The following is a 23851-nucleotide window of genomic DNA, read 5'->3' on the forward strand; positions in this document are numbered from 1 at the left end:
TCACGAGTTCCAGATTGGCTTCAAGGACTTGTTCTTTCAGCTTTTCGAGCATTTCTTGATCTCCTTCAGACGCTTCATCACGTCATTTCCGCCTCTGCCGAAGTAGTCGTGCAGCATGCGGTATTCATAAAATAACTTTTGATAAGTTCGGGCGTTCTCGGCAATCGGGGTATAGGTTTTGCTCTCGGCGGCGCCCATTTTGGCGATTGCGGCTTCAATGGTCGGATAGGCCTTGCCCGCGACTGCGCCGAAAATCGCGCTTCCGAGCGCCGGACCCTGGCTCGCCGCCGCGACGATGACCGGGATATTCAGCACATCGGCATAAATCTGCATCATAAACGGGTCTTTTTGGCTGATGCCGCCGCTTGCGTACATCACATCGACCGCGAGTCCGTTTTCGCGGAAGTTGTCGACGATCATACGGGTGCCGTAGGCCGTCGCCTCGATCAACGCGCGATAAATCTCTTCGGGCTTGGTTTGAAGCGTCATGCCGACGATCATGCCGGTCAGGTCGACGTCGACCAGCACCGAGCGGTTGCCGTTCCACCAATCGAGCGCGACAAGGCCGCTCTCGCCGACCGAAAGCGCCTGCGCCTTTTCGCGTAAATATTGATGCACGTTGCCGTGCTTTTTGTATTCTTCGGGCAGGCAGTTTTGAATGAACCACGAGAAGTGGTCGCCGACACAGCTTTGGCCGGCTTCGTAGGCGAATAAGCCCGGCAGCACGCCGTCCTCGACGACGCCGCAGATGCCCGGCGCTTTGATATCGCGGTCGCTCATCATAATATGGCAGGTCGAGGTGCCCATGATGGCGAGCAGCTTGCCGACTCCGTCGATGCCGACGGCGGGCAGGCAGACATGTGCGTCGACATTGCCGACGCTGACAGGGGTGCCTTTGCGCAGACCCGTGAGCTTCGATGCGGCTTCGCTGATGCCGCCCGCGCAGGTGCCGAGCGGGGAGACCGTCGGACAGACCTTTTCTGCGACGAAATTTTCGAGTTTCGGGTCAAGCGAGGCATAAAACCCACGCGGAGGATATCCGCCCTTTTTATTATATAGCCATTTATAGCCCGCGGCGCAGGCGTTTTTGGTCTCGTTTCCGGTCAGCACGCGCACAATCCAGTCGCCCGCTTCTTCAAAACGCGCCATCGCGTCGTAAATCTCGGGGGCCTGCTGGACGAGCTCCATGACTTTCGGAACCGCCCACTCGGACGAGATTTTGCCGCCGTAATTGCGCAGCCAGGCCTGATTCGAGGCCATTTTGTTGAGGGTGTTGGCCTGCGGCTGGGCGGCGTGGTGCTTCCAGAGTTTGACGTAAGCATGAGGGTTTTCCTCAAATTCCGGATAAAAGCACAGCGGGACGCCGTCGGCATCGACCGGCAGCACGGTGCAGGCGGTAAAGTCCGTTCCGACCCCGACAATACTCTTGGGGTCGATATCCTTGATGATTTCGGGGATGGTGTGGGTCAGCACATCGATATAGTCGCGGGGGTGCTGGAGCGCGTAATCGGGCGGGAGCGGCGTGCCGCAAGGGAGTTTTTCGTCCATGACCCCGTGTGGGTAGTCATAGACCGCGGAGGCGACCTCGCTGCCGTCGGCAATATCGACCAAAACCGCCCTTCCCGAGAGCGTTCCGTAGTCGATTCCGATCGCATATTTTTTCATTAAAAATGCCACCCTTTCGCGTCCTTTGCCGTTTTTATGATTTTAGCATATTGACTTTGTTTTGGCAAGATTTATAATGATATCAATACCGAAAGGAGCACAATTCCTATGCGCATGACCATCGACTGCACCAACCGCAAAAGCGTGATCGCGCCCGAACTTTACGGCAGTTTTGCCGAACACCTCGGCAGATGCATCTACGAGGGGCTTTTCGTCGGCGAAGATTCGAATATCCCCAACAAAAACGGCATGCGCACCGATGTGGTCGAGGCGCTGAAAGAACTGAAACTGCCGGTGCTGCGCTGGCCGGGCGGCTGCTTTGCCGATGAATACCACTGGCGCGACGGCATCGGGCCGAAGGAAAAACGCCCGCCGATGATCAACACCCACTGGGGCGGTGTCAGCGACGACAACAGCTTCGGCACGCATGAATTTTTGGAGCTCTGCGAACAACTGGGCTGCGAGCCGTATATCACCGGTAACCTCGGCAGCGGCACGGTTGAAGAGATGTCGAAGTGGATTGAATATATGACCGCCGAGGGCGACTCCGAAATGACCCGGCTGCGCAAGCAAAACGGACGCGAAGCCCCTTGGAAGATTAAATATTTCGGCGTCGGCAACGAAAACTGGGGCTGCGGCGGCAACATGACCGCCGAGTTTTACGCGCACCAATACCGCCGGTATGCGACTTACTGCCGCAATTATCCGGGTAATAAACTGTATAAAGTGGCCTGCGGACCTTACGATGATCTGTACTCTTGGACCGAAACGATCATTCCGCTGGTCAAGGACCGCTGTGACGCAATTTCGCTGCACTGCTACACCTGGTGCAAATCGAGAGCGCGTGAGGTCTCGGCAGAGCAATACGACGGGCTGATGAAGCGTGCGCGCATCATCGGCAAATTCATCGACGGACATTTGGATATCATGAATCGGTACGACCCCGAGCACAAAGTCAAATTGATTGTGGACGAATGGGGCACCTGGTATCACAAGGAACTCGGCAGCGTCGACGGATTTTTATATCAGCAGAGCACGATGGCCGACGCGCTGGTTGCGGCGATCTCGTTCGATATCTTTAACGCGCGCTGCGACCGCATCAGCATGGCGAACATTGCCCAGACGGCAAACGTGCTGCAGGCGGCGGTGCTGACCGAGGGTGAACGGATGGTTAAGACGCCGACGTTTTATGCGTTCAAACTCTACACCGGGCATATGGGAAGCACGCTGCTCGGGTCGTTCGCCGAAAATGAGAATGAAAATATCTCGCACACAGCATCGGTCAACGAAAACGGCGAAGTGTTTTTGACCATTTCCAACACGTCTTTGGACAAGAGCTATGAACTCGATGCGACTGTGGTCGGGCATGAAACCAAGGCAGTCAACGCCGAGATTATCACTGCCGACCGGTTGGCTTATAACGACTTTGAAAAGCCCGAACAGGTCAATATCAAACCGTTTGACGGCGTAAAAGCGGTTCACGGCGGATTGAGGATCACATTGCCGCCGTGCAGCGTCGTCTCGGTAAAATTTTAATCGATTGATATGCCTTGCAAATGTCTGTTAAAAGACGGAGAACCGCTGTATGATACGGTGGCCGCCTATCTCGCCGCGCTGCCCGAAGAACTGAAAGCCGACGAAAAGACGGTGAATATGCGGCTGGCGATTTGCGAAAAATGCGATTGCCTTTGGGACGGCATCTGCCGAAAATGCGGGTGTTATGTGCAGGCAAGGGCGGCGAAAAAGGATCAAAGATGTCCGCATGAAGACCGGAATTGGTGATCACGGCATTTCGGATATCGCCTTTTACCCTTATAAAAGCTAAAGAAGCGTTATCGAATGTTGATCAAATAGGATCAATCCGTCCTGCTTCATTTTGGCCAGTTCTCTTGAAAGAGAAGTTCTCTGAACGCCGAACTGATCCGCAAGCGCCTTTTTAGTCATGTTCAGACGCACACAGTCGGAACCCTGCTTTTTGCTTTCACCTTTCAGAAATTCGATCAAACTCTCTCTGATGGTCTTGTTGACATAACGCTTGATGGTATTGCTCAAAATAAAAGCATGGTCGGAGATATATTCCAAAAAGGACAACAGGATATCGGGATGGATTGAAAACAAATGCAGCAGGGTCTGCTTTTCAATTTTAAGAATCACTCCGGATTGCCTGGCGGCCACGGTCATGGGATAATTTCCGTTCTTGGAAAACAACAGATTTCCCCCGAGCAAATCTCCTTGGGAGAACTCTGCGATTGTCAGCAACCCGCCGGATTCATCGATTCTCTCTATAGCGATTTTCCCGGAAAGGATGACTTCCAGCCCGGTGCATAATTCATTTTCAAGATGGATTACGGTGTTTTTGCCGTAAGAGATAAACCGGAACTGCCCATGATTGAGATAGGACTGAATTTCTTTTTGGGACAAATTCCTGAGCAGGGCTGAATGATTCAGCAGCTTTTCATATTGCATATAATTCTCCCGAAGTGTTACCTTGGTAACGCCTTGCTTTTTATTATAATGATATCATGTGTCCTTGGCAAGGGTTGACCGATGCCCCGGCAAACAGGAGCCGGATTGAAGGAGGATACATATGAAGATTTGGGCTGCGATTATCAGGGTGTTGTTTTTGGCTTTGTTTTTGTTTCTCGTCATCACAGGTAAAATGTTTTTATGGCTTGCGCTGTTCGGTGTCAGCTTGGCGGCGGCGATTTTTTTCGGCCGGATCTACTGCGGTTATATCTGTCCGATGAACACGCTGATGATTCCTGCGCAATGGCTTTCAAAGAAACTGAAATTTCAGACCGATAAAACGCCCAAATGGCTGGAAAACGGTGTTTTTGCCTGGATATTTTTCGTTGTGACCGTTGCGGTTGTGGTGATATCTCAAAAAGTTTTACATAAAAATCTGCCGTTTTTGTTGATCTGGCTGGCTATTTCCGTGCTCGTGACGCTGCGGTACAAGCCGGAGGTCTTTCATAATTTGTTGTGCCCTTTCGGTGCTTTGCAAAAGCTGGCGGGAAAGTTCTCATTCTTATCAAAGAGAGTTCATTCCGACCGCTGTATCGGCTGCAAATTGTGTGAAAAGGCCTGTCCGTCAAAAGCGATTGCCGTTATGTTGGAAGATAAAAAAGCTAAAATTGATAAAAAGTTGTGCCACCAATGCGAAAATTGCACATTGATATGCCCCAAGAACGCAATTGATTACGGACGGACTTTTAAAAAGAAACCATAAATCAATCAGAGTTATGCGATCACTTCCACGCCGTGGGGGACGGTGCAGGAGAGTTCGAGTTTACCGTTTTTACGTTTCCAATGCACGGTGATTTTGCCTTTGACCGTGTCGAGCTCGCAGTCGCAGCGGGTCAGGTCTCCGAAGGCAAGCGGTCGGATGCGCACCTTGGAAAATCCGGGTTCGGCGGGCTTGATTCCGGCGACGCTTTTGATGAGCCACGCCATGAACGAGGAATACATGTGGTGGTTTTGGGAGTTGCCTTCCTGCCAGGTCTCGCACAGGGTGGTCGCGCCGCGCTTGAGCCAATCGGTATAGGACGGATAGCCCTCGGAAAGCAGGATTTTTAAGCCGTATTCCGAGAGACCACATTTGTCGAGCGCCGGGTAGAGCCGACGCAGGCCGACCATGCCGCAGTGGTGGTGGAGGTTGTGGCGTTCGACCGCTCGGGCAAGCTGACCGGCGAGCGGGGCGAGGTCGTCGTAAATGTCGTAATAGATCAGCATGGAGACGGCGGTCTGTTCGTCGACGGTACAAAGGCCGTCTTTGATGTATTTCGCTTTGATGCGTTCGCGCAGGGCGGCGGCTTTTTCGGCGAAATCGGATTCTTGACCCGCCAATTGCGCGGCGAGTACGGCGATGTCGTAAAAACCGACGAGCATTGCGGAATCGGTCAGTTCAATCGGCGTCGGGGAGGCCTCGAGGGTCTCATAAGGACCCGCCCAGTCACACAGACCATACGCGATCAAACCGTCTGCGTTGAACTTGCGTTCATTAAAAGCGAGGTATTTGGTAAACGCGGAAAGGCAGTCAACTAAAGGCTGCTTGTCGCCGCGGATTTGGTAGAGGCGAGTTGGGATTTCGAACAGCACCGAACCCGAGAGCGGGCCGCTTCCCCACTCATAACCCCAACCGCCGGTCGGGATAATGCCGGGCAGAGAGCCGTCGGGGCGCTGCGCGTCGAGGATATCCCTCAGCCATTTTTTCAACAGCTTTTCGGTCGAAAAATCGAGCAGAAATTGCTCGGTGGAGGAGGCCGCATCGTTGGTCCAGCCGAGTTTTTCGCGGGTCGGGCAATCGGTTGGCATATAGAATAGGTTCGACAGCGTCGCGTTCTGACCGAGTTTAAACAGGGCGTTCAGCGACGGATCGGAACAGGAGAATTTAGAGGCAAATTTGACGTTTTGATGGACGAACACCGCCGTCAGCTTGGCGTTCTCGGGTTTCTCGAGACCCGTGACCGTGACATAGCGAAAGCCGTGATAAGCGAAAAGAGGGCTGTGGGTCGCGGGTTTGCCGGAGCAGATGAATTCATCGGTCGCAAAGACGCTGTGCGGGAAATATTCGCGCATGCCGTTCATCACCAAACCGTTATCGTCGGCCTGCTCGCCGTAACGGATTGTCAGTTTATCGCCGCTTTTTTGATTTGCGGTCACGCGGACATATCCGGACATGTTTTGGTTGAAATCATATAAATAATCGCCGCTGGGGAGTTTTACAATGCTTTTTGGGGAAAATTCCGCGCATTCGCGGATGGGTTCGCAAGTGCATTCGCGTAAAATCCCCGCGGGCGGGTTGGGGTCTGAAAAGGCAAACTGCCAATCCGAATCATCATAATCAAGGGTGTTCCACGCGGGGTCATAAAGTCGGGCGTCGAAGTGCTCGCCGCTGCGCAGGTGGTTGAAGATGATCGGGGAGCGGTCGAAGGAATATTTCCATTCGCTGTCGCTTTTTAAGAGTACTTCCCCGTCGAGTTCGAGTTCAAGCGCGAATTTGGGCTTATCGCGCCAGGGGGCTTTGTCATAGTCCCAGGGCGTGGAATAGCTTTCGTTATACCAGCCGTTGCCCAAGATTACCGCCGCAATGTTTTCGCCGGGTTTTAAATATTTGGTCACGTCGTAGCGGTTGTACCACAGGGTTTTGGTGTAATCGCTGACCGGGGCGGTGAACAGGTCAGTCGTGACGCGTTGGCTGTTCAGCCAATAATAGCCGTAACCGAGGCCGCAGACGGTCAGGACGGCTTTTTTAAAGGGCCTGTCCGGCAGCAGCATAAATTTACGCCGAAATAACGGTGCGGTATCGGATTCACGGTTTGTGGTGATGAAATCGGTGTTGGTCATGGGGATACCGGCTTTCGGGTTAATTCAGAATGCAGCAAATCGAAATTTTGAGTTTTATATCAATGACACGGATGTATGATTTCTGCCACGGCATTGTTTTGGCAATAGCCGATGCATTTCATGCACCCTCTGCATTTATAAAAATCAACCCATGGTTTATCTTCGGTGCTCTCTCTGATGATGGCGTCACCATCGCATTTCTCTTTGACATGGCAAGTGGAACAGTTTTTACAGAATTCCGGTTTTATAATGGCTTTTTCATATTCTCCTCGTAATCCGTCATTGCGAGCGAAGCGCGGAAATCCAGACCGTTGTGGCAATTAAAGTTGCTTTGCAAAGACAGTGGGCATTAGGACTTCAGACGCGCGAAATTGGCCATGATGCGCTTGGTGCCGGAGGTGTCGAAGGCGATTTCGAGCAGGGTGTCGCCGCCCATCGGCGTGATTTTTGTGATCATGCCTGCGCCGAACGAGGGGTGGATCACGCGCTGACCGACGTTGAAATTCAGTGCGGAGCCGGTGGCGGGTCTCGGGGTCGGCGGGGCATACGGTGCGGGACGGGAAGCGCCGGAAAGTCCGGACGCAGGCGCGTGATAGGAACCGGCGGGGCGTTTTAAGAAGTTCACTGCACCGCCGGAGGGGATGTCGATCTGCGGTTTACAGACGGTTTTATAATCTTCGGGGATGTCTTCGGCGAAACGGGAGAGCTTGTTTCGTGAAGTGCTGCCGTAGAGCAGGCGGGCGGTACAGTGGGTCAGAATCAAACGCTTTTTGGCGCGGGTGAACGCGACATAAGCAAGACGGCGTTCCTCCTCAACCTCAGCCTGTTCGAACAAGCTTAAATAACTCGGGAAGACGTTTTCCTCGCAGGCGGCGACGAATACAGTTTCGAACTCCAGCCCTTTTGCGCCGTGCACCGTCATCAGTACGACCGCTTCGGCAGTGTCGTCATAATTATCAAAATCGGTCATCAGCGCGCAGTCCTCCAAAAATCCGTCGAGCGACGGCTCGGCGGCGGACTGCTCGTACTTTTTGATTTCGGATAATAATTCGGTGACGTTTTCAACCCGCCCTTGCTCGGTGAATCCGCCGGCTTCGAGCATGGTCAGGTAACCGCTCTGCTGCAACAATTCGTAATAGACCTCGGAAAGCGGTTTTCCGCTCTCGACCATTCCCCGAAGATCGGCGATCATGTTGCCGAAAGCCATCAAGGGTTTGGATTTTGCCGAAAGAGCGGCATACTGGTCGGCTGTAAAAATCACGTCCATCATCGGGAGATTTTGCTCTTTGGCGATCTTTTTGACCGTTTCCAAGGTGCCGTCGCCGATTCCGCGCTTAGGTTCATTGATAATGCGGCTTAAGCGCAGTTCGTCCGCGCTGTTGTTGATGAGCGCAAGATACGCCAACATGTCTTTGATCTCTTTGCGGTCGTAAAAACGCAGGCCCCCGAAGACCCGGTAGGGAATACTGCGGCTGACGAGAGCACGTTCGAGAGAACTCGAAATCGCGTTGACCCGGTAAAGAACCGCAAAATCACTGTATGCAGAGCCGCTTTTGACTGCGCTTTGAATCTCGGATGCGATATAATTGGCTTCGTCGCGCTCGTCGGAGCAGCAACGTTGTAAGACCTTATCGCCCTTACCGCCTGCCGTCCAGAGGGTCTTGCCCTTGCGGCTGGTGTTTTTGGCGATTACGGCATTGGCGCTGTCGAGGATATTCGCGGTTGAGCGGTAGTTTTGCTCGAGGCGGATGACCGTTGCGTTCGGGAAGTGCTGCTCGAACGAGAGGATGTTTTCGATGGTCGCGCCGCGGAATTTGTAGATGCTCTGGTCGTCGTCGCCGACCACGCAGAGGTTGCCGTGTTTTCGGGCGAGCATCGAGATGAGTTTATATTGGACCATGTTGGTGTCCTGATACTCATCGACAAAGATGTATTGAAATTTATTTTGATAATGCTCGAGGACGTCGGGGTTTTCTTCAAAGAGCTTGACCGTATGCAGCAAAATGTCGTCGAAGTCGAGGGCGTTGTTTTCCCTCAGCCGCTTCTGGTATTCCACATAGATTTTATATACAACCTGTTTGTAATAATCGTTTCCGGCGGAAAGGGCGTAATCGGCGGGCAGGATAAAATCGTTCTTTGCCGCACTGATGGCATTTTTAATCGTCTTGGAGGAAAAATTGCGGTCGTCGACGGCGAGGTCTGTGATGATCTGTTTGATCATTCGGGCGCTGTCGTCGGAGTCGTAAATCGTGAAATTGCCGGACATGCCGACGCGCTCAATGTCTCGGCGCAGAAACCGCACGCAGGCCGCGTGGAAGGTCGAGGCCAATATCGATTCGGCCTGCGCGCCGACGGAACGGGAGAGGCGATCGCGCAGCTCCTGAGCGGCTTTGTTCGTAAATGTGATTGCGAGAATCGACCAGGCCGATGGGACATCGGTGGCAATCAAATGGGCAAAACGCGTATCGTCGGTCGAAGCGACCCCGTTTTTGGCGCAATGTTCCAAAAATACGAGGTCGTTTTCTACGAGATATCCGGGGATTTCATCACTGTGAAAAGCGTTGCCGAATTTGAGCAGGTAAGCGATGCGGTTGATGAGTACCGTCGTCTTTCCGCTGCCCGCACCGGCAAGAATGAGCAGCGGCCCTTTGACGCAAAAGACCGCTTCCCGCTGCTGCGGATTCAGCGAGGCAAACCGTTTTTGCAGCGCTTCCCGCTTATATTCGTTAAATCTGCTGATATTCAAAACAAATCCGTTCCTTATATTATTCAGCTTTTTGCCGTAATGTCGACCAGAATGGTGTAGGTACCGACCGCCCAGACCATCTTTCCTTCGGTGGAAACAATTCTGACCCGAAGGGAAATCTGGCCTCCGGTAAGGCTGTTGGGGTCGAGTGTCGCGACAGCCCGGAGATTGTCGCTCGAGATACCGCTGTAATCACTTGAAGGCGCAAAAACTTTGACGTTTTCAAGTACCTGTGTTGCCACCGTCACCGAATAGCCGCTCAAATTTATATCGTTGATATTATCAAACCCGATATTGTTGATAGAGAGAGTTTTGGATTTGACCTTGGAATAGTTGATGTCGACGGTGACAAATCCGGTGTTGTTGACGTCTAAAATATTTTGGCCCAGTGAAAGAGGGAAAGTTTTGCGTTCGGTTTTTTCAATGGCGGAGACATCAATACTGCCTACCGGGCAGTCGGTCATCATATCGATAACATCGGCAGGACCGGCAATTTCGATGGTAGCCGGCGTGATGCTGATATATTTGGACCAGCCATCGGGCGCATTCAGGAGTGTGATGGCGGCATTGACTTTTTTACGCTTTAAGACCGGAACCGAGACCTCGGCGGTGTTTGCCGAAAGCGTAACGCTCGGGATATTGATTTTATTTCCGTCGGCATCCAGCAGCGTGATAGGGTTGTCAATGATAAATCCGTTCGTCAGTTTTGAGGTTTTATTGCTGTATTTGACGACAGCGCGCGAGATCACCGATGAATAAGAAGTCGGTACGTCCACGGTGACCGTCGCCGGACTGACTGAGACCGAACCGAGCACATATCCGGCCGCGACACTGATGGTCCCTTCTTTTTCGGCTTCGATGGTGAGGGGCAGAGAGGTGAAGGTATCAAATTTGGCGTTGACCGGTTCGGCGGACTTCAGAACAACTTCTGCGTCGATACCTGCATTCTGAAATGAAGAGCGTAAAATCACGGAATAAGTGCCCGCCGAAATCACATCGGTAGTGATTGCCGTGACTTTGATATCGCTTGCGCTGAGAGAGCTGATAACATAGCGCGGACCGGTGACCATGACGTCGGCCGTGTCGGCATCGCTGCTGACGACTTTGAGGCCGTAGGTCTGATATAAGCCGCCGGAGGAATCGAATTCGATCGGAACGTTTTTGATGGTCTTTGTTTCCTGCACCGCGGCGCCCGTTGAGACCGCCGCCCAGATGAATACAGCAGCGATCACGGATAAAATCTGCAGAATACGCTTATTCGAGAGAATGGATGCCCAGGTCACCGGCTCGCCGTTTTTGCGGGTCAGCGGAAAAAAGGGCTTTTTACGGCCCGAGGTGAGATTATTTTTCGGATTGCTTTGTTTTTTCTCGGGATTGTTCATCACAGGCACCTTTCGCGTAAAAAGAGGACGAGGCTGCGGTTCATTTTATTTTTCGGATTTCTTTCCGTTGAAAAACCGTTTGATCGGATGTTCTTTTGCCTTGGGGGCCGGTGTCTCTAGTGCAGAGGCCAGACGTGTTTTGAGTTCCTCAATCGAAAGGCCGCGCAGCATCTGGCCATCCTCGACCACCGAAATTTTCCCGGTTTCCTCAGAAACAACGACAATAACAGCGTCCGAGACTTCGCTTAACCCAAGCGCCGCGCGGTGGCGGGTGCCGAGTTCGCGGCTGATCTCGAAATTTTGAGAAAGCGGTAAAAAGCAGCCGGCTGCCCAAATACGGTCTTTTTTGATGATCATCGCGCCGTCGTGGAGCGGGGTGTTGGGGAAAAAGATGGTACCGATCATCTCGACGGTCACATTGGCGTCGACCGGAGTTCCGGTAGCGATGATCTCGCCGAGTTTCGTTTTGCGCTCAAACACGATGAGCGCGCCGGTTTTGGAAAGAGAGAGCTCGGTGACCGCGCGGCAGACCTGTTCCACGGCATGGCCGATTTTTGCGTTTTCGATTTCGATCAGATTGACCCGGTCAAAGATATGCAGCGTATTGCCCACTTTGCTCCGCCCGATCTGTTCGAGCGCGCGCCGGATTTCGGGTTGAAACAGAATCACAACGGCTAAAATACCGACCTGAAGCAGCGAACTCATAATAAAGCTGAGTGCCACCATATCGAGCCAACTGGCGACCGCGTATAGAATCAAGACGATGACGATGCCCTTTAAAAGCTGCTCGGCGCGGGTCTGGACCGCGAGCTGAAGCACCTTATAAATCAAGTAAGCGACGATTGCGATGTCGATGATATCAATAATCAAGTGGGGGGACGAAAAACGTCCGCCGATTGTGTTGAAAAATTCAGCAATCGTATCCCACATAAATTACGGTGCCTTTCCTGAACTAACCGAGCAATCTCGTTTTTTCCATGTACTGATAAGAGACCCGAAGCGCATCGAACGGGTCGCCTTTGCAGGTGTCCTGTTCGACCATATACCACGGAATCTTCGCCTGCTTTGCCGCGCCGATGATGCCGGCAAGGTCGAGGTTTCCGTTTCCGAGCTCGGCCATCTCGCTCTTGTTTTCATAGGTAGCGGCCATGTCTTTCAGGTGCAGAGCAGCGATGCGGCTGCCGTTTTTGCGGATGAAACCGACCGGATCGATGCCCCCGGCCTGCAGCCAAAAGACATCGGCGATCAGTTTAAACCAATCGGCTTCGGTATTTTGAAGCATGATATCCATCAAGGTGACTCCGTTGTTTTTGACAAAATCGAACGCATGGTTGTGGTATGCGAAGGTAAAACCGTTTTGGGAAAGCTCTTTCGCGATCGGCGAAAAATCCCGTAAAAAGTTTTTCACGCCCGATTCGCCGGTTTTATATTCGGCCGGCATGGCCCCGATACCCACGATTTTGCAGCCGATCGTTCTGTGGTCCTCCATAACTCCGGCTATGTTTTCACGCAGCTTCTGAGGCGGTGTATGAGACAGCGCGATTGCAAGGCCTGTCTTTTTTGCGATTTCGTCAAGCTGTTTTGCCTCTATTTCGCCGAGTGCCGAAATTTGGACACTTTTATATCCGATCCCGGCGACTTTGTGAAAGGTTTTTTCGATGTCCGCCGGGGTTTTGGTAAAGTCCCTGACGGTATACAGCTGAGCGCCGAAACCGGTGATCATTTGCATACCTCCGAAAAAAGAATCAGCATAATCTGCCGAACTCATTATAAATACTTTTTCGTTTTTTTGCAAGCATTTGCGGATTTTTTGAAAAAAATTGCGCACAATTTTCATGTGCAAAACGGTTTGGGGCCAAAACCCGAATCAGCGCTAATTCAATTGAGGGGAACTGATATGACCACATCTCTGACATCCAAGGAGCTCTGCGCGCTCGACGAACAGCTCGGGACCGAGCAGCTCCTTGTCAAACGCTGCCGTGCGGCGGCGACTGCCTGCACCGATCCGTCAATTAAACAGCATTTTACCACGATGGCCGACAGCCATCAAAAACATTATGACACCTTGAGAAAATTTTTGGGATAGAAAGGATAACGATATGCCGAGTACCCTAACTCAGGCTCAGACTATGACCGATAAAGACTATCTTGCGGAATTTCTGGATACCGAGAAACAGGTTACCGCGAATTACAACTATTACGCGGGCGAATGCGTCAACACGGAGCTGCGCTCGAGCCTGCTGACTCTGCTGGACGAAGAACATGATATCCAATCGGATATTTTCAACCAGATGCACGCGCGAGGCTGGTATCAAGTCAAAAACGCCGATCCCACCGAGCTGGAAACGGTGAAGACGAAATTTTCATCATAAATTAGTTATTAAAAATCCCGTCCGCATACCGGTTATCACGGTTTTACGGGCGGGATTTATTAATGTATAGTTTAAAGTAAAAAACGCAAAGACGGGAAAGAGATTTTGTTTATGCCGATAATTTCGGGAATATCGCTTTACGCCGGAAACTCACCATCTTACATGAAAAGCTGTTTTAGTTATCGTCGTTACCCGGGATCGGATTGACTGCTGAGGTTTTATCCGCGCCGAAGATTACCCGGTAATAGTCGTAATCGAGGATTTTGGTCGAATAGATAAATTTCCGGGAGACGATTTTTGACATGGCGCTTACATAATTCTCATCGACCGTCATGCCCGGATTGGGTGTGAAGGTCTGGGTCTTGGCGTTGAAAACGCCCTTGTCGGTCAGCCAGCTGTAATTTGAAAAAATAACCAAACCGGGAGTGTCGGAGAAAATGTCATACCCCATCAGCAGGCGGGAATCATAATCTAATCCGAACAGGTTCGACAGCGTCGGAATGATATCCATACTGCATGAAAGCTTGTCGACTGTAACCGGCTGCTGACCCTGGCAATACAGCAAAAAGATTCCTTTATACAGTTCAAAAGTCTTTTCAAGCGTTTTACCGGAAAGTTCGTCCATCTGTTCGTCGGTCAGCCCGTAGGGGTAGTGGTCGGGGCTGATCGCAATGACCGTGTTTTCCGCAATGCCGGCCTCATTGAGCCGTTTGAGCAGATATTCCATCGCCTTGTCAAGCTCGATGTTGCAGGCGTGATAGGCTTTGACCTGCAGTGAGACCGAATCGCCGTAATAATCTTCGACCGTCTGTCGGTTTTTCGTGGCCATGGCGTTGTCGTAATAGGTGTAGTCCATATGGCCGCTGACCGTCATATAAAATACGTGAAACGGCTGCTGATTGATATATTCGTCAACGCTTTTCTCCATCATCTCAAGGTCGGACTCCGGCCAGGAGCGCTCGACCTGAAGCCCGTTTCCGAGACCTTTATAGATGTAGCCCATGTTCGGCAGAGTCAGGTTGCGTTTATAGAAGGTATAGGTGTTGTTGTGATAGCCGTAGGCGCAATAACCGAGCTGGCGGAACTGGCAGGCCATGCTGAACGCCATGAAGTTATCCGCGGAACGGTAATAGCTCCAAACGCCCGATTTCGGAATCAATCCGACGTTGGCGACATATTCGCCGTCCGATGTGCTGACTGTCCAGCCGGGCGTATAAAAGTCGGTAAAATTGAAACCCTGCTGCTGCATTTTATACAGCGTCGGCGTCAGGACGGGGTCGATGGCGTAGGGCGAAAAGGACTCGGCGGTAATTAAAATTAAATTTTTACCTTTAAACAGGCCGGTATACCCGTTCGTTTTGGTTGGCGTCAGCGAGGAGAAATACTGATGCATCTTGAGCAGGTTTTCATCCTTCTCGTTGGCGATCAAAGACGCCCAGTCAATGTCCATAACCTGATCTTCATAACCGGTTTGGGTGGGTGCTGTGCTTCCCGATGAGGCAGAGGAAGTATCGCGGGGATCGTCATCGGGAGCCTGTGCCTCGAAGCCGAACAGCGTATGTTTGAGGTCGAGCCGGGTCGTGGTCAGAAGGCCGAAGCGGTTGACCGTAAGATCGGGATTGAAGGAATCGAAATACATGAATTTGCTTGAGATGTCGCCGGTGTCGGAACTGAAAACAATCAAAACCGCGAGGCCGTAAAAGACCGCAGAGGCCCCGGCGTTCAGCAGAGAAAACCGCCAGTTGGTCTTGCGGGGAAGCAAGAACTTTTTTCCGAAAAGAATCAGCAGCAAAGACGGGACAAACAGCAAAATGATGACCGGAGACGTTCTCCAGATACCGTTGAGCGCGGCTTTCCAGAAGTTTGTGATTGCGTCGCCGCCGCCCTGGATCGAATAGATCACCATAAAAGTTTTGAAAATCGTGTGGTAGACGGCTTGGGTTGAAAACCAGATCCAAAGAAAAATACTGATGAACCGTGCGATCCGCAGATTGGTTTTTTGAGAAAACAGCGTGCAGAGCATCGTCAGAAGAAAACCGATCGACAGCGAAAACAATGTCATAAAGAAAAGACCGATATTGAGCGGATTCTGATAATCGGCAATCTTAAGAACGATTTCCATATAGATGACGGCGATCGGGAAAAACAGCCAGAACCACCGTTTTTTGATAAAAGTTTTAAATTCGCCGTTTTCTCTCTTTACGGGCTTTTTTTTGCCGGTTCTCATAAAATCTCCCCCGATTTCCTTCTTGGGTATGCCTGCATATTGTAACACCGGCGGACGAAAATTGCAACATTGACAGCGGCAGCCCGAAGAGGTAGAATGGCACAAGAAACTCACGAAAGAGGGTTATATGATGTCAAAAGTAAATCCCGAAATACTGGTTCCGATTTTTACCCCGTTTAAAAGCGATTATTCCGTGGATTACGACGCTCTGAAAAAACTCGTGCGCAGCGTTCTTGACAAAGGCGCCGATGGGCTTTATACCGGCGGGAGCTCCGCCGAATTTGTTTTGTTGACTGAGGAAGAGCGCAACAAGACGCTCGAAGCTGCTGTAAAAGCCGCAGACGGTGCGCATATCGTGGCGCACATCGGTTCTCCGGGCGTCGACAATGCCATCGGATTCGCCAAATACGCCGCGAAACTCGGTGCGAACGCAGTTGCTTCAGTCCCACCGTTTTATTATCCCTATAAACCCGATGAGATCAAAAATTATTACATCGATATCGCCGATGCCTGCGGCTTGAAAATCATGGTATACTCGTTAGCCACTCAGGGCGCGATGAGTTTGGATCAATATTGTGATTTGCTTTCAGACGAGCGGGTCTATGCCTTGAAATACACACAACCGAATTATTATATCCTCGACCGCATCAAGCAGGTTGTAAAAAAGCCGATTTACAGCGGAATGGATGAGTGCTTTGCCTATGCGCTTGCTGCAGGAGCTGACGGCGCGATTGGAACTTCAATGAACTTCCAGGCCGAGAAGTTTATTAAAATTAAGAGATTGTTCGGCAAAAACGACATGAAAGCCGCTTATATGGAACAAATTCGGCTCAACAACGTGGTGCAGGCAACCGTCGAAGCCAACACTCTGCCGGGTATGAAATACGCCGCAAAAATACTCGGAGTAATGGATTGCGACATCTGCCGCCGCCCTCTGCGCCCGTTGACTTCCGCCGAAAAAGCGCGAATCGAAAAAGCAGTGAGAGAGAATTGTTGATTTACCGAAAAACCCGAAGTATATAGACTGCGGGTTTTGTTTTTTGCATGCGGAGCGGCAAGGGTGTCCCCACTCTTTCCGCACAGATTGACGCGCGAGTTTTACTCCTTTAAAACGACTCACTCAGTGACGATGAACGGCACAGTGACAGAACTTTCACCACCCGAGATTTCAATGCTCCAATTTCCTGCCGAGGTCCGGGCACTGACTTTCCAGGTCCATGTGACGGTTCCGTTCGGTTCGGAGATCTTCGGTTCAAGCCCTTTTGCCGAGCTGGGACCGGATTTATAGATGACTTTGATGGTGTATTCGATATCGGGTTTGCCTTTTATAGCGACTGAGGCTTCCTGCCCGCGCACAATCGGCGAAGTCAGGGAAAGGACCTCTATATTTTTGTCCGCTGTAACGGCGGAAACCGTATTCGATGAAACGCGGGAACCGACTTGGGAAGAAGTTTTTGGCACGGCATTTGAAAAGGCCTTTGAAATGAAAGGTTCGGACCGGGCCGCTTCGGAACTGTTTTTTGCAGAAGACAGCAAGGGAACCGAAGACAACTCAATCCGGGATGATTTGATAATGGCGGGCGTATAACTGCTGACAGCATCGCAGCCCGCTAAAAGCAGTACAAAAAATAAGGAACACATGGACCTCTTTTTCATAAGCCGCCTCCGTTAATACGACAAAAAAGACATTTACATTATAATCCGTTTTTTAGGATACTGTCAAACACATTCACGAAAAAAAATTTGAAAAAGGGTTGCATTCTTGATTCCCTTATGCTAAAATGGAACGGCTTTGGGCGCTTAGCTCAGTTGGTAGAGCATCCGCTTGACGTGCGGATGGTCAGCGGTTCGAGTCCGTTAGCGCCCACCATAAAAAAGACACTTGCTTCGGCAAGTGTTTTTTCAATGAAGCGTTCCTGTTGGTACAAGAAGTGTCCTTCGGACATGAAGTTACCACCCCGCAACGTGCGCGTGGGCAGTGAAGTGTGTTTGCGGACACATTAGGAACGCTTCACTTCATGTTTTTGTTAAACAAAAATACTTCATTTCTTGCCGCAGCGAGATGCTTCATGTCGGCATAGCCGACACTTCATTTATATTATTCAATCGCATGTTTTTCATATAAAAAAGTTATATAATATATACTGGTCCGCCGGAATCATATTAAAGGCATAGAGGGGGCGGCAGGGATCTTTTATATTTTAATGGCACTGCTCAGCTCGGTACTCGGCTCGGCGGGCACGGTCCTGCAAAAGAAGGGCAGCGGCTGGATGGTACGCAGCGAAAAGCGCCCGGATAACGCAAAGGCTCTGTTTTTGATTTGGGCAGCCGGAATGGTTGTCGCTTATGCGTTTTCGGCGGTGCCGCTGGTCATCGCTTCGAAAAAACTTGCCCCCCACATTATTTCATCGTTATCGGGGTTCAACATCGCTTTGACTGTGGTGCTCTCACACTTTTTCCTAAAAGAGAAACTCTTCCGTTCGGATATTCATTATGGGCTGGTGATTGCCGGCTCCATTGCATTGCTGAGCTTTCATCTGACCGATACCTCGGGCGAAGTGAACCGGACTTATCTTTATTCGCTTCTGGCGGCGCCGCTGACGCTGCTGATTCCGCTCCTGTTTAAAAAGATGGATAAAAAACGCAGAGTTGCGATGCTCGGCGTGTTTTCGGGTCTAATGATGGGACTCAGCGTCGTGATGCTGAATATATTGGTCAAACAAAACCAAACGATTTCCGCGCAAATTTTCGTCTCGCCGTTTTTATATTTTTACCTGCTGACGGGCGCGGCCTCCGTAGGTGCGGCACAATCGGCATTCCGGATCGGAGATATTGTGCTGTTCACACCGGTCCAGGTGGTCGCAGGGATGTGTTATCCGTTATTCTGCTCGTTTTTTCTCTATGAGACCGCGGTCGAATGGTTTCAGGTCGTCTTGATTTTATTAATGGCATTTTCGTGCTGGGGCATAGAAAGAAAAAGATAAAACATATTTCGGGCTCGACTTATGCCGCAAAGTGATATCGATGATACTCTAACCATCGCGGAGACGGAATAAAAATCTCTCTCTGCTTTTTTGAACGGCGCGTAAGGGATGCCGCACCCTGCTTTCGATTTCCATTTCTACTCATTTAAGGCCAACTGTTAAATGCCGAAATTTCTATTGACCCGACACACGGTTGCCTTTATAATAGAGCGGGGGTGTTTAAAGTTGGACGAATTTTATATTTCCGCAAAGGATAAAGCATATTTAAGGGAACTGGCCAAGAAGCAGGCCGAATATGCTGCGCTGCCGGTGATGGCCGAGCGCACAAAACAATGGTATGCGCACAATGCGGTCAAAGGTGTCAAGCCGCTGATCGTGGTGGAGCAGGGTTCATTCGGCCGCGATTTTTTACCGGAGATGAAATGCGAGGGGAAATTCGCCGCGGATCTGGAACGGCAGCTGCTTTCGAAGATTTTACAACACGAGCGCATCGACGACGACATTGTGGTGCCGGGTGTTTTCGAGGTTTATATGGATGTCGAATGCCGGGAATTCGGCGTGCCGGTTCAAATTCATCATGCCACCGATACAAAGGGGCGCGATGTGGGTTATGAATTCAGTTACCCGATTAAATCGCTTGAAAAAGATTTTAATAAACTGAAACCGTTTGAGTTCAATTTTGACCGAAAGCGGTTTGCCGATAAACTCGCGGCGGTCAGGGAAGCGATCGGAGACATTCTGCCCTGCGTGCCGACCAACCGCCATCATGTCTGGTATTACATGCACACCGCCAAGGTGATTCAGCTGCTGAGCATGGAACAGTGGATGTACGAACTTGCCGACAATCCCGATGCAGTGCATCAACTGATGCGCTATCTCAACGACAACATGCTGCGGTTCATCGACTGGTTGGAGAGAGAAAAGCTGTTCACGCCCGATAACGGCAACAACTACGCCGGAGCGGGCAGTTACGGTTTTACCGACGAGCTGAAAATTCCCGCGGACGGCAAGCCCATGGCCAAAAACGTCTGGGGAAACGTGAACTCGCAGGAATCGTTCGCCATATCCCCCGATATGTATGCCGAGTTCGTCTATCCGTATATCGCCGAAATCGCAGAGCGGTTCGGTCTGGTCTATTACGGCTGCTGCGAACCGGTTCATGCGCTTTGGCACAAATGTCTGAAAAATCTGCCCAATATGCGCAAAGTCTCGATTTCGGCCTGGTGCGACGAAGATATTATGGGCGAAGCGCTGAGGGGCACGAAAGTGATCTATTCCCGAAAGCCGTCGCCGAAATTTTTAGGCGTCGATCCGGTGTTTGACGAAGACGGTTACCGCAAATATATGAAAGACACCCTTTCCAAGGCACGGGGGTGCGAGATCGAGATCATCTTCCGTGATGTCTATACTCTGATGGGCGACCCCGGCAGACCCGCGAAGGCCGTTAAGGTTCTGCGTGAAGTCATCGAGGACTGTTGGAGGCCGTAAAAATAAAAGCTTCTCACAACTCACAAGTTTATGAACAAACCTATTTATGAGGAACTGAAAAACTATATTGGCGCGGATTTCGCGCGTTTTTGCATGCCCGGGCATAAAGGCCAGGGAGTTTCGGAAATCAAATTTGACCTGACCGAAACTGCCCGTACCGGCGATTTATACGAGGAAACCGGCTTTTTCGCCGACTCGATGAAAAAAGCCGCCGCGGTCTACAATGTGCCGGCGCTGCTTTATTCGACAGGCGGCAGCACACTCGGAATACAGGCGCTCTGTGCCGCATACTTTAAAACAGGGGATAAAATCCTGCTGCTGCGCGACAGCCACCGGGCGCTCGTCAACATGCTGGTTCTGCTTGGCCTTGTACCGATTTGGGCAGCCGACACAGGCGACGCATTATCGAAATCCCGCAATGCCGACGGTGCCTTTCTGACATCACCCGATTATTTCGGCAATCTGCTCAATTATAAAAAGCTCGCCGCTGCCTGTCATAAAAAACACATCCCGCTGCTTGTTGACTCCGCCCACGGCGCGCATTTTCCGGCAATCGGTCTGCCGTCCGCGATCGCATTGGGAGCGGATGCCTGCGTTATCGGGCTGCATAAGACTCTGCCCGCGCTGACCGGAGCCGCGGCTGTTCTGCTTTCCGACGCAGAAAAGACCGCCAAAGTCCGCAGCGGAATGCGCCTGTTCGGCAGCACCAGCCCGTCGTATCTGATCGCTCTCTCCGCGGAAAACGCAGTGGCATCACTGGAAGACGATCAAGACCGCTGGCAGGCGACAGCGACCCTCTGCAATACTTTCCGGGCTCAGTTTCCCGCTTTATTTTATCGTAACGACGATCCGACTCGTCTGGTGCTCTGCTGCGAAAACGCCGCAAAAGCCCTTGACGATGCCGCAATCTCGCCCGAATATGCCGATGACAACTGTGCGGTTTTGCTCTGCTCGCCGTATAACCGTGAGATCGATTTCGAGCGCCTCGGCGCGGTCTGCCGTATCTTGCGGCCGAAAAAGCGGGATATTGCGCCGCCGGAATTTTTGAAAATGAAACGCACTCCGCGGGAGGCCTGTTTTGCTCCGTCTCACACAGTTTCAATCAACGATTCCGTCGGAAAAATCGCCGCCGAGAGCGTCTGTATCTGCCCGCCATGCCGAACAGTTTTGTGCTGCGGGGAATTGATCACCGCCAAAACCGTCAAATTTTTAAAAACCTATGGAAAAATTGCCATAGATGTGCTAAAATAGTTTCGTAACCGATTCTGTGCGGCCATTTTTATAACGAAAATCAAAATTGCCGCGGCAGTTTTAGATAATTGGGATTTTAACACGAAGCAGAAAGCATTACTTCCGAATTCGAGTCGAACCTCCGCATATCCCATATTTGAAAGGAGAACCCCATGAAGCTGCTGCTCTGTATCGTCTCAAACGACGACAGTTCCGCCGTGCAGGCGGCATTGACCTCCGAGGGCTATTTCACCACCAAACTGTCCTCGACCGGCGGTTTTCTGAAGGCCGGAAATACCACCTTTTTGATCGGCGCGGAAAATGCCGACGTCGATAAAATCATCTCGATTATCGGTAAATACAGCAAACGCCGCAAGACCGTGCTGCCCAGCTCCATGCCGACCACCGTCTATTCCGGTGCTCCGATGAACACCGGCTCGGCTCCGATAGAGGTCTCGATCGGCGGTGCGACAGTCTTTGTTCTGAACATCGAACGCTTTGAAAAAATGTAATGTTAGCCGAACATTTTGCCGGCAATAAAGCGACCGTCTCCCGACTCGAACATCTCGTCGCCTCGGGCAGAATGCCGCACGCGGTTTTGCTCGCCGGCGAAAGCGGAACCGGCAAATCAATGCTTGCGCGGCTGCTTGCGGAAACCGCCGTCTGCAGGAATGCAGACAAGCCCTGCGGAGTTTGTACGGGTTGTAAAAAAGCGCAGTCCGGGTCGCACCCGGACATTCGCATTTATAACGATGCAGAAGCCTTTAAAAAAAAGGAAGATATTCCTCAATTCAAATCCGAACTCTATCTGATCCCGAACGAAGCCGAGACCAAGGTCTATATTATCGAAGACGCCTGGGACGTCAGCCCCGAAGTTTCAAATGCGCTTTTAAAAGCGCTGGAAGACCCGCCTCAGCGCACGCTGTTCATTCTGACCTCGCCGTCGCGCGCGAAACTGCTGCCGACCATTCGTTCGAGGCTTACCGAGTTTCTGCTTACTCCGGTCGACCCTGAAATTGCGGCTCCGTTTGTCGCCAAAGACGCAAACTGCGGGCTTGGAAAAGCCGGGGAGACCGCCGCTTTGTTCGGCGGAAACATCGGGAAAGCCGTTCGATATCTTACAGACGATCATTTCGCCGCCGATATCAGCCTTATCAAATCCATTCTGGAGGCATCGATTACGCCGGGTTCCTATGAATTGAACCTGTTGCTGCAGTCACTGTGCAGCCGCAAGCGCCCTGAGATCACCGAGTTTTTGGACCTGTTGTTTGACCGAACCTGCTCGGCGCTCTCCGCCAAACAAAATAAAAAGGCGGCTGCGGGCGTACCGGAGGGTTTTGAACTCAAGATCTCAACCGGCCGTCTTGTCAAAATTTGTGATGCCATCGACGACTGCAGAAACTATCTCGATGCCAACGGCAGCATGACTGCGATCATGCTTTTGCTGGCAGCCCAAATGCGTTCATAAAGATTCGTCTGCATAACGATTAACAGTTCGGACATCATCATTAATGTCCGTTTTACTTGAAAGGATGAAATAGATATGCCCAAATACGCAGGAGTGCGTTTTCAAAACGGCGGAAAGGTCTATCACTTTCTCGCCGGAGACCTGCCGGTCAGGAGCGGTGACCACGTGATCGTCGAGACCGCGCATGGCCCCGAGTATGGCGAAGCCGCCACCGATGCGCTCGATTTCGAACCCGGCGGAAACGTCGAACCCACAAAAGAAATTGTGCGAATCGCAACCGACACCGATGCCAAACAAGACGCACAAAACCGAAAAAAAGAGGCCGACGCCTTTAAAATCTGCGAGCAGAAGATCACCAACCACAAACTCGAGATGAAGCTGATCGAGGTCAATTACAACTTCGACGGCAGCAAGATCATCTTCTTTTTTACCGCCGACGGCCGCGTCGATTTCCGTGAACTCGTCAAGGACCTCGCCTCGGCTTTCCGCACCCGAATCGAGCTGCGCCAGATCGGCGTGCGCGACGAGGCCAAGATGCTCGGTGGGTTCGGGGTCTGCGGAAAGCCGTTTTGCTGTGCCACGTTTTTAAGCGATTTCCAACCGGTCTCGATCAAGATGGCAAAGGAACAGGGGCTCTCGATGAACCCCGCCAAAATTTCCGGCGCCTGCGGGCGGCTGATGTGCTGTCTCAAATATGAGCAGAACGCCTATGAGGATCTCCAGAAAATCACGCCGCGCCCCGGTTCCACGGTCGATACGCCCGACGGCACGGGCTGCGTCACCGAATCTTCGCTGCTGAAGAGTACCGTCAAGGTGCGGCTCGACCGCACACCCGACGTCCTGCCCAAGCAATACAGCGTCTCGGACGTCAAGCTGCTTCGCCCGGCTCGTCCCCCGCGCGAAGAAGTCCCCAAAGAACTCGAAGAACTCTCGGATCATTGAA

At 51.5% G+C, this 23851-nt stretch carries 22 protein-coding genes and 1 tRNA gene; 14 read left to right on the forward strand and 9 right to left on the reverse strand.

The features are described 5' to 3' along the window. Positions 1–36: 36 nt before the first annotated feature. Entirely contained in the window at positions 37–1665 is a 1629-nt protein-coding gene (locus PKH29_00205) for a ribulokinase (GenBank protein HNX13261.1), read from the reverse strand. A 108-nt stretch (positions 1666–1773) separates the two neighbouring features. Here PKH29_00205 and PKH29_00210 point away from each other — a divergent pair, with 108 nt between their 5' ends. Both PKH29_00210 and PKH29_00215 read left to right on the forward strand, forming a co-directional pair. Continuing rightward, positions 1774–3201 carry an alpha-L-arabinofuranosidase C-terminal domain-containing protein gene (locus tag PKH29_00210; GenBank protein HNX13262.1) on the forward strand — a complete coding sequence of 476 codons (1428 nt, stop codon included), beginning with the start codon at positions 1774–1776 and terminating at the stop codon, positions 3199–3201. Positions 3202–3210: 9 nt separating this feature from the next. Next, positions 3211–3447, forward strand: coding sequence for a DUF6171 family protein (locus PKH29_00215; protein ID HNX13263.1), 237 nt, complete (start codon positions 3211–3213; stop codon positions 3445–3447). Between the two features lie 39 nt (positions 3448–3486). Here PKH29_00215 and PKH29_00220 read toward each other — a convergent pair whose 3' ends face one another. Continuing rightward, entirely contained in the window at positions 3487–4131 is a 645-nt protein-coding gene (locus tag PKH29_00220) for a Crp/Fnr family transcriptional regulator (GenBank protein HNX13264.1), read from the reverse strand. 121 nt (positions 4132–4252) lie between these two features. Here PKH29_00220 and PKH29_00225 point away from each other — a divergent pair, with 121 nt between their 5' ends. Further along, a complete protein-coding gene (locus PKH29_00225; protein ID HNX13265.1) occupies positions 4253–4894 on the forward strand; it encodes a 4Fe-4S binding protein in 642 nt (213 codons plus the stop codon). 11 nt (positions 4895–4905) lie between these two features. Here PKH29_00225 and PKH29_00230 read toward each other — a convergent pair whose 3' ends face one another. After that, a complete protein-coding gene (locus PKH29_00230; GenBank protein HNX13266.1) occupies positions 4906–7011 on the reverse strand; it encodes a family 78 glycoside hydrolase catalytic domain in 2106 nt (701 codons plus the stop codon). A gap of 29 nt (positions 7012–7040) precedes the next feature. Between PKH29_00230 and PKH29_00235 the strand changes: the two genes are divergently transcribed. Further along, the gene (locus PKH29_00235) at positions 7041–7286 is read left to right on the forward strand and encodes a hypothetical protein (GenBank protein HNX13267.1); all 246 of its coding nucleotides are present in this window, start codon (positions 7041–7043) and stop codon (positions 7284–7286) included. 74 nt (positions 7287–7360) lie between these two features. Here the strand turns inward: PKH29_00235 and PKH29_00240 are convergent, their stop codons facing one another. Genes PKH29_00240 through PKH29_00255 form a run of 4 tightly spaced genes read right to left on the reverse strand, consistent with a single transcriptional unit; the run spans position 7361 to position 12862 of the window. Then, positions 7361–9757 carry a 3'-5' exonuclease gene (locus PKH29_00240; GenBank protein ID HNX13268.1) on the reverse strand — a complete coding sequence of 799 codons (2397 nt, stop codon included), beginning with the start codon at positions 9755–9757 and terminating at the stop codon, positions 7361–7363. Between the two features lie 23 nt (positions 9758–9780). Then, entirely contained in the window at positions 9781–11139 is a 1359-nt protein-coding gene (locus PKH29_00245) for a hypothetical protein (protein ID HNX13269.1), read from the reverse strand. Positions 11140–11184: 45 nt separating this feature from the next. Beyond that, positions 11185–12069 (reverse strand): diadenylate cyclase CdaA, encoded by an 885-nt coding sequence (cdaA, locus tag PKH29_00250; GenBank protein ID HNX13270.1) that lies wholly within the window; start codon positions 12067–12069, stop codon positions 11185–11187. A 22-nt stretch (positions 12070–12091) separates the two neighbouring features. Then, on the reverse strand, positions 12092–12862 hold the full coding sequence (locus PKH29_00255) for a sugar phosphate isomerase/epimerase (protein HNX13271.1): 771 nt from the start codon (positions 12860–12862) through the stop codon (positions 12092–12094). Positions 12863–13036: 174 nt separating this feature from the next. Here PKH29_00255 and PKH29_00260 point away from each other — a divergent pair, with 174 nt between their 5' ends. After that, positions 13037–13225, forward strand: a complete 189-nt coding sequence (locus tag PKH29_00260; protein ID HNX13272.1) for a spore coat protein — start codon at positions 13037–13039, stop codon at positions 13223–13225. 13 nt (positions 13226–13238) lie between these two features. Then, positions 13239–13511: a spore coat protein gene (locus PKH29_00265; protein ID HNX13273.1), complete on the forward strand. Its 273-nt coding sequence runs from the start codon at positions 13239–13241 to the stop codon at positions 13509–13511. A gap of 175 nt (positions 13512–13686) precedes the next feature. On the opposite strand, the gene PKH29_00270 is transcribed toward PKH29_00265, so the two are convergent. Then, positions 13687–15738 carry a sulfatase-like hydrolase/transferase gene (locus PKH29_00270; GenBank protein ID HNX13274.1) on the reverse strand — a complete coding sequence of 684 codons (2052 nt, stop codon included), beginning with the start codon at positions 15736–15738 and terminating at the stop codon, positions 13687–13689. 130 nt (positions 15739–15868) lie between these two features. On the opposite strand from PKH29_00270, the gene PKH29_00275 reads away from it, so the two are divergent. Beyond that, positions 15869–16735, forward strand: a complete 867-nt coding sequence (locus PKH29_00275) for a dihydrodipicolinate synthase family protein (protein ID HNX13275.1) — start codon at positions 15869–15871, stop codon at positions 16733–16735. Between the two features lie 119 nt (positions 16736–16854). On the opposite strand, the gene PKH29_00280 is transcribed toward PKH29_00275, so the two are convergent. Further along, positions 16855–17394, reverse strand: coding sequence for a hypothetical protein (locus tag PKH29_00280; GenBank protein ID HNX13276.1), 540 nt, complete (start codon positions 17392–17394; stop codon positions 16855–16857). Between the two features lie 138 nt (positions 17395–17532). Here PKH29_00280 and PKH29_00285 point away from each other — a divergent pair. The 7 genes from PKH29_00285 to PKH29_00315 all read left to right on the forward strand — a co-directional run bounded on the left by PKH29_00285 (position 17533) and on the right by PKH29_00315 (position 23850). Further along, positions 17533–17608: transfer RNA gene (locus tag PKH29_00285), tRNA-Val, on the forward strand. Positions 17609–17942: 334 nt separating this feature from the next. Then, positions 17943–18722: a hypothetical protein gene (locus PKH29_00290; GenBank protein ID HNX13277.1), complete on the forward strand. Its 780-nt coding sequence runs from the start codon at positions 17943–17945 to the stop codon at positions 18720–18722. A 225-nt stretch (positions 18723–18947) separates the two neighbouring features. Then, complete coding sequence (locus PKH29_00295) at positions 18948–20210, forward strand: hypothetical protein (GenBank protein ID HNX13278.1); 1263 nt, start codon at positions 18948–18950, stop codon at positions 20208–20210. 30 nt (positions 20211–20240) lie between these two features. After that, positions 20241–21461: a hypothetical protein gene (locus PKH29_00300; protein HNX13279.1), complete on the forward strand. Its 1221-nt coding sequence runs from the start codon at positions 20241–20243 to the stop codon at positions 21459–21461. 152 nt (positions 21462–21613) lie between these two features. Further along, entirely contained in the window at positions 21614–21952 is a 339-nt protein-coding gene (locus tag PKH29_00305) for a cyclic-di-AMP receptor (protein ID HNX13280.1), read from the forward strand. Then, positions 21952–22908: an AAA family ATPase gene (locus tag PKH29_00310; GenBank protein ID HNX13281.1), complete on the forward strand. Its 957-nt coding sequence runs from the start codon at positions 21952–21954 to the stop codon at positions 22906–22908. The genes PKH29_00305 and PKH29_00310 overlap by 1 nt, the downstream gene beginning before the upstream one ends. A 75-nt stretch (positions 22909–22983) precedes the next feature. After that, positions 22984–23850 carry a stage 0 sporulation family protein gene (locus tag PKH29_00315; protein HNX13282.1) on the forward strand — a complete coding sequence of 289 codons (867 nt, stop codon included), beginning with the start codon at positions 22984–22986 and terminating at the stop codon, positions 23848–23850. Position 23851 lies beyond the last annotated feature (1 nt).

This window comes from Oscillospiraceae bacterium (assembly GCA_035353335.1).
In the GTDB taxonomy this organism is placed as follows: Bacteria; Bacillota; Clostridia; order Oscillospirales; family JAKOTC01; genus DAOPZJ01.

Bases quoted from the DNA above. Each gene is read 5' to 3' on its own strand.
- PKH29_00205 (HNX13261.1), bottom strand. From the start codon at position 1,665: ATGAAAAAATATGCGATCGGAATCGACTACGGAACGCTCTCGGGAAGG.
- PKH29_00210 (HNX13262.1), top strand. From the start codon at position 1,774: ATGCGCATGACCATCGACTGCACCAACCGCAAAAGCGTGATCGCGCCC.
- PKH29_00215 (HNX13263.1), top strand. From the start codon at position 3,211: ATGCCTTGCAAATGTCTGTTAAAAGACGGAGAACCGCTGTATGATACG.
- PKH29_00220 (HNX13264.1), bottom strand. From the start codon at position 4,131: ATGCAATATGAAAAGCTGCTGAATCATTCAGCCCTGCTCAGGAATTTG.
- PKH29_00225 (HNX13265.1), top strand. From the start codon at position 4,253: ATGAAGATTTGGGCTGCGATTATCAGGGTGTTGTTTTTGGCTTTGTTT.
- PKH29_00230 (HNX13266.1), bottom strand. From the start codon at position 7,011: ATGACCAACACCGATTTCATCACCACAAACCGTGAATCCGATACCGCA.
- PKH29_00235 (HNX13267.1), top strand. From the start codon at position 7,041: ATGCAGCAAATCGAAATTTTGAGTTTTATATCAATGACACGGATGTAT.
- PKH29_00245 (HNX13269.1), bottom strand. From the start codon at position 11,139: ATGAACAATCCCGAGAAAAAACAAAGCAATCCGAAAAATAATCTCACC.
- cdaA (HNX13270.1), bottom strand. From the start codon at position 12,069: ATGTGGGATACGATTGCTGAATTTTTCAACACAATCGGCGGACGTTTT.
- PKH29_00255 (HNX13271.1), bottom strand. From the start codon at position 12,862: ATGATCACCGGTTTCGGCGCTCAGCTGTATACCGTCAGGGACTTTACC.
- PKH29_00260 (HNX13272.1), top strand. From the start codon at position 13,037: ATGACCACATCTCTGACATCCAAGGAGCTCTGCGCGCTCGACGAACAG.
- PKH29_00265 (HNX13273.1), top strand. From the start codon at position 13,239: ATGCCGAGTACCCTAACTCAGGCTCAGACTATGACCGATAAAGACTAT.
- PKH29_00270 (HNX13274.1), bottom strand. From the start codon at position 15,738: ATGAGAACCGGCAAAAAAAAGCCCGTAAAGAGAGAAAACGGCGAATTT.
- PKH29_00275 (HNX13275.1), top strand. From the start codon at position 15,869: ATGTCAAAAGTAAATCCCGAAATACTGGTTCCGATTTTTACCCCGTTT.
- PKH29_00280 (HNX13276.1), bottom strand. From the start codon at position 17,394: ATGAAAAAGAGGTCCATGTGTTCCTTATTTTTTGTACTGCTTTTAGCG.
- PKH29_00290 (HNX13277.1), top strand. From the start codon at position 17,943: ATGGCACTGCTCAGCTCGGTACTCGGCTCGGCGGGCACGGTCCTGCAA.
- PKH29_00300 (HNX13279.1), top strand. From the start codon at position 20,241: ATGAACAAACCTATTTATGAGGAACTGAAAAACTATATTGGCGCGGAT.
- PKH29_00305 (HNX13280.1), top strand. From the start codon at position 21,614: ATGAAGCTGCTGCTCTGTATCGTCTCAAACGACGACAGTTCCGCCGTG.
- PKH29_00310 (HNX13281.1), top strand. From the start codon at position 21,952: ATGTTAGCCGAACATTTTGCCGGCAATAAAGCGACCGTCTCCCGACTC.
- PKH29_00315 (HNX13282.1), top strand. From the start codon at position 22,984: ATGCCCAAATACGCAGGAGTGCGTTTTCAAAACGGCGGAAAGGTCTAT.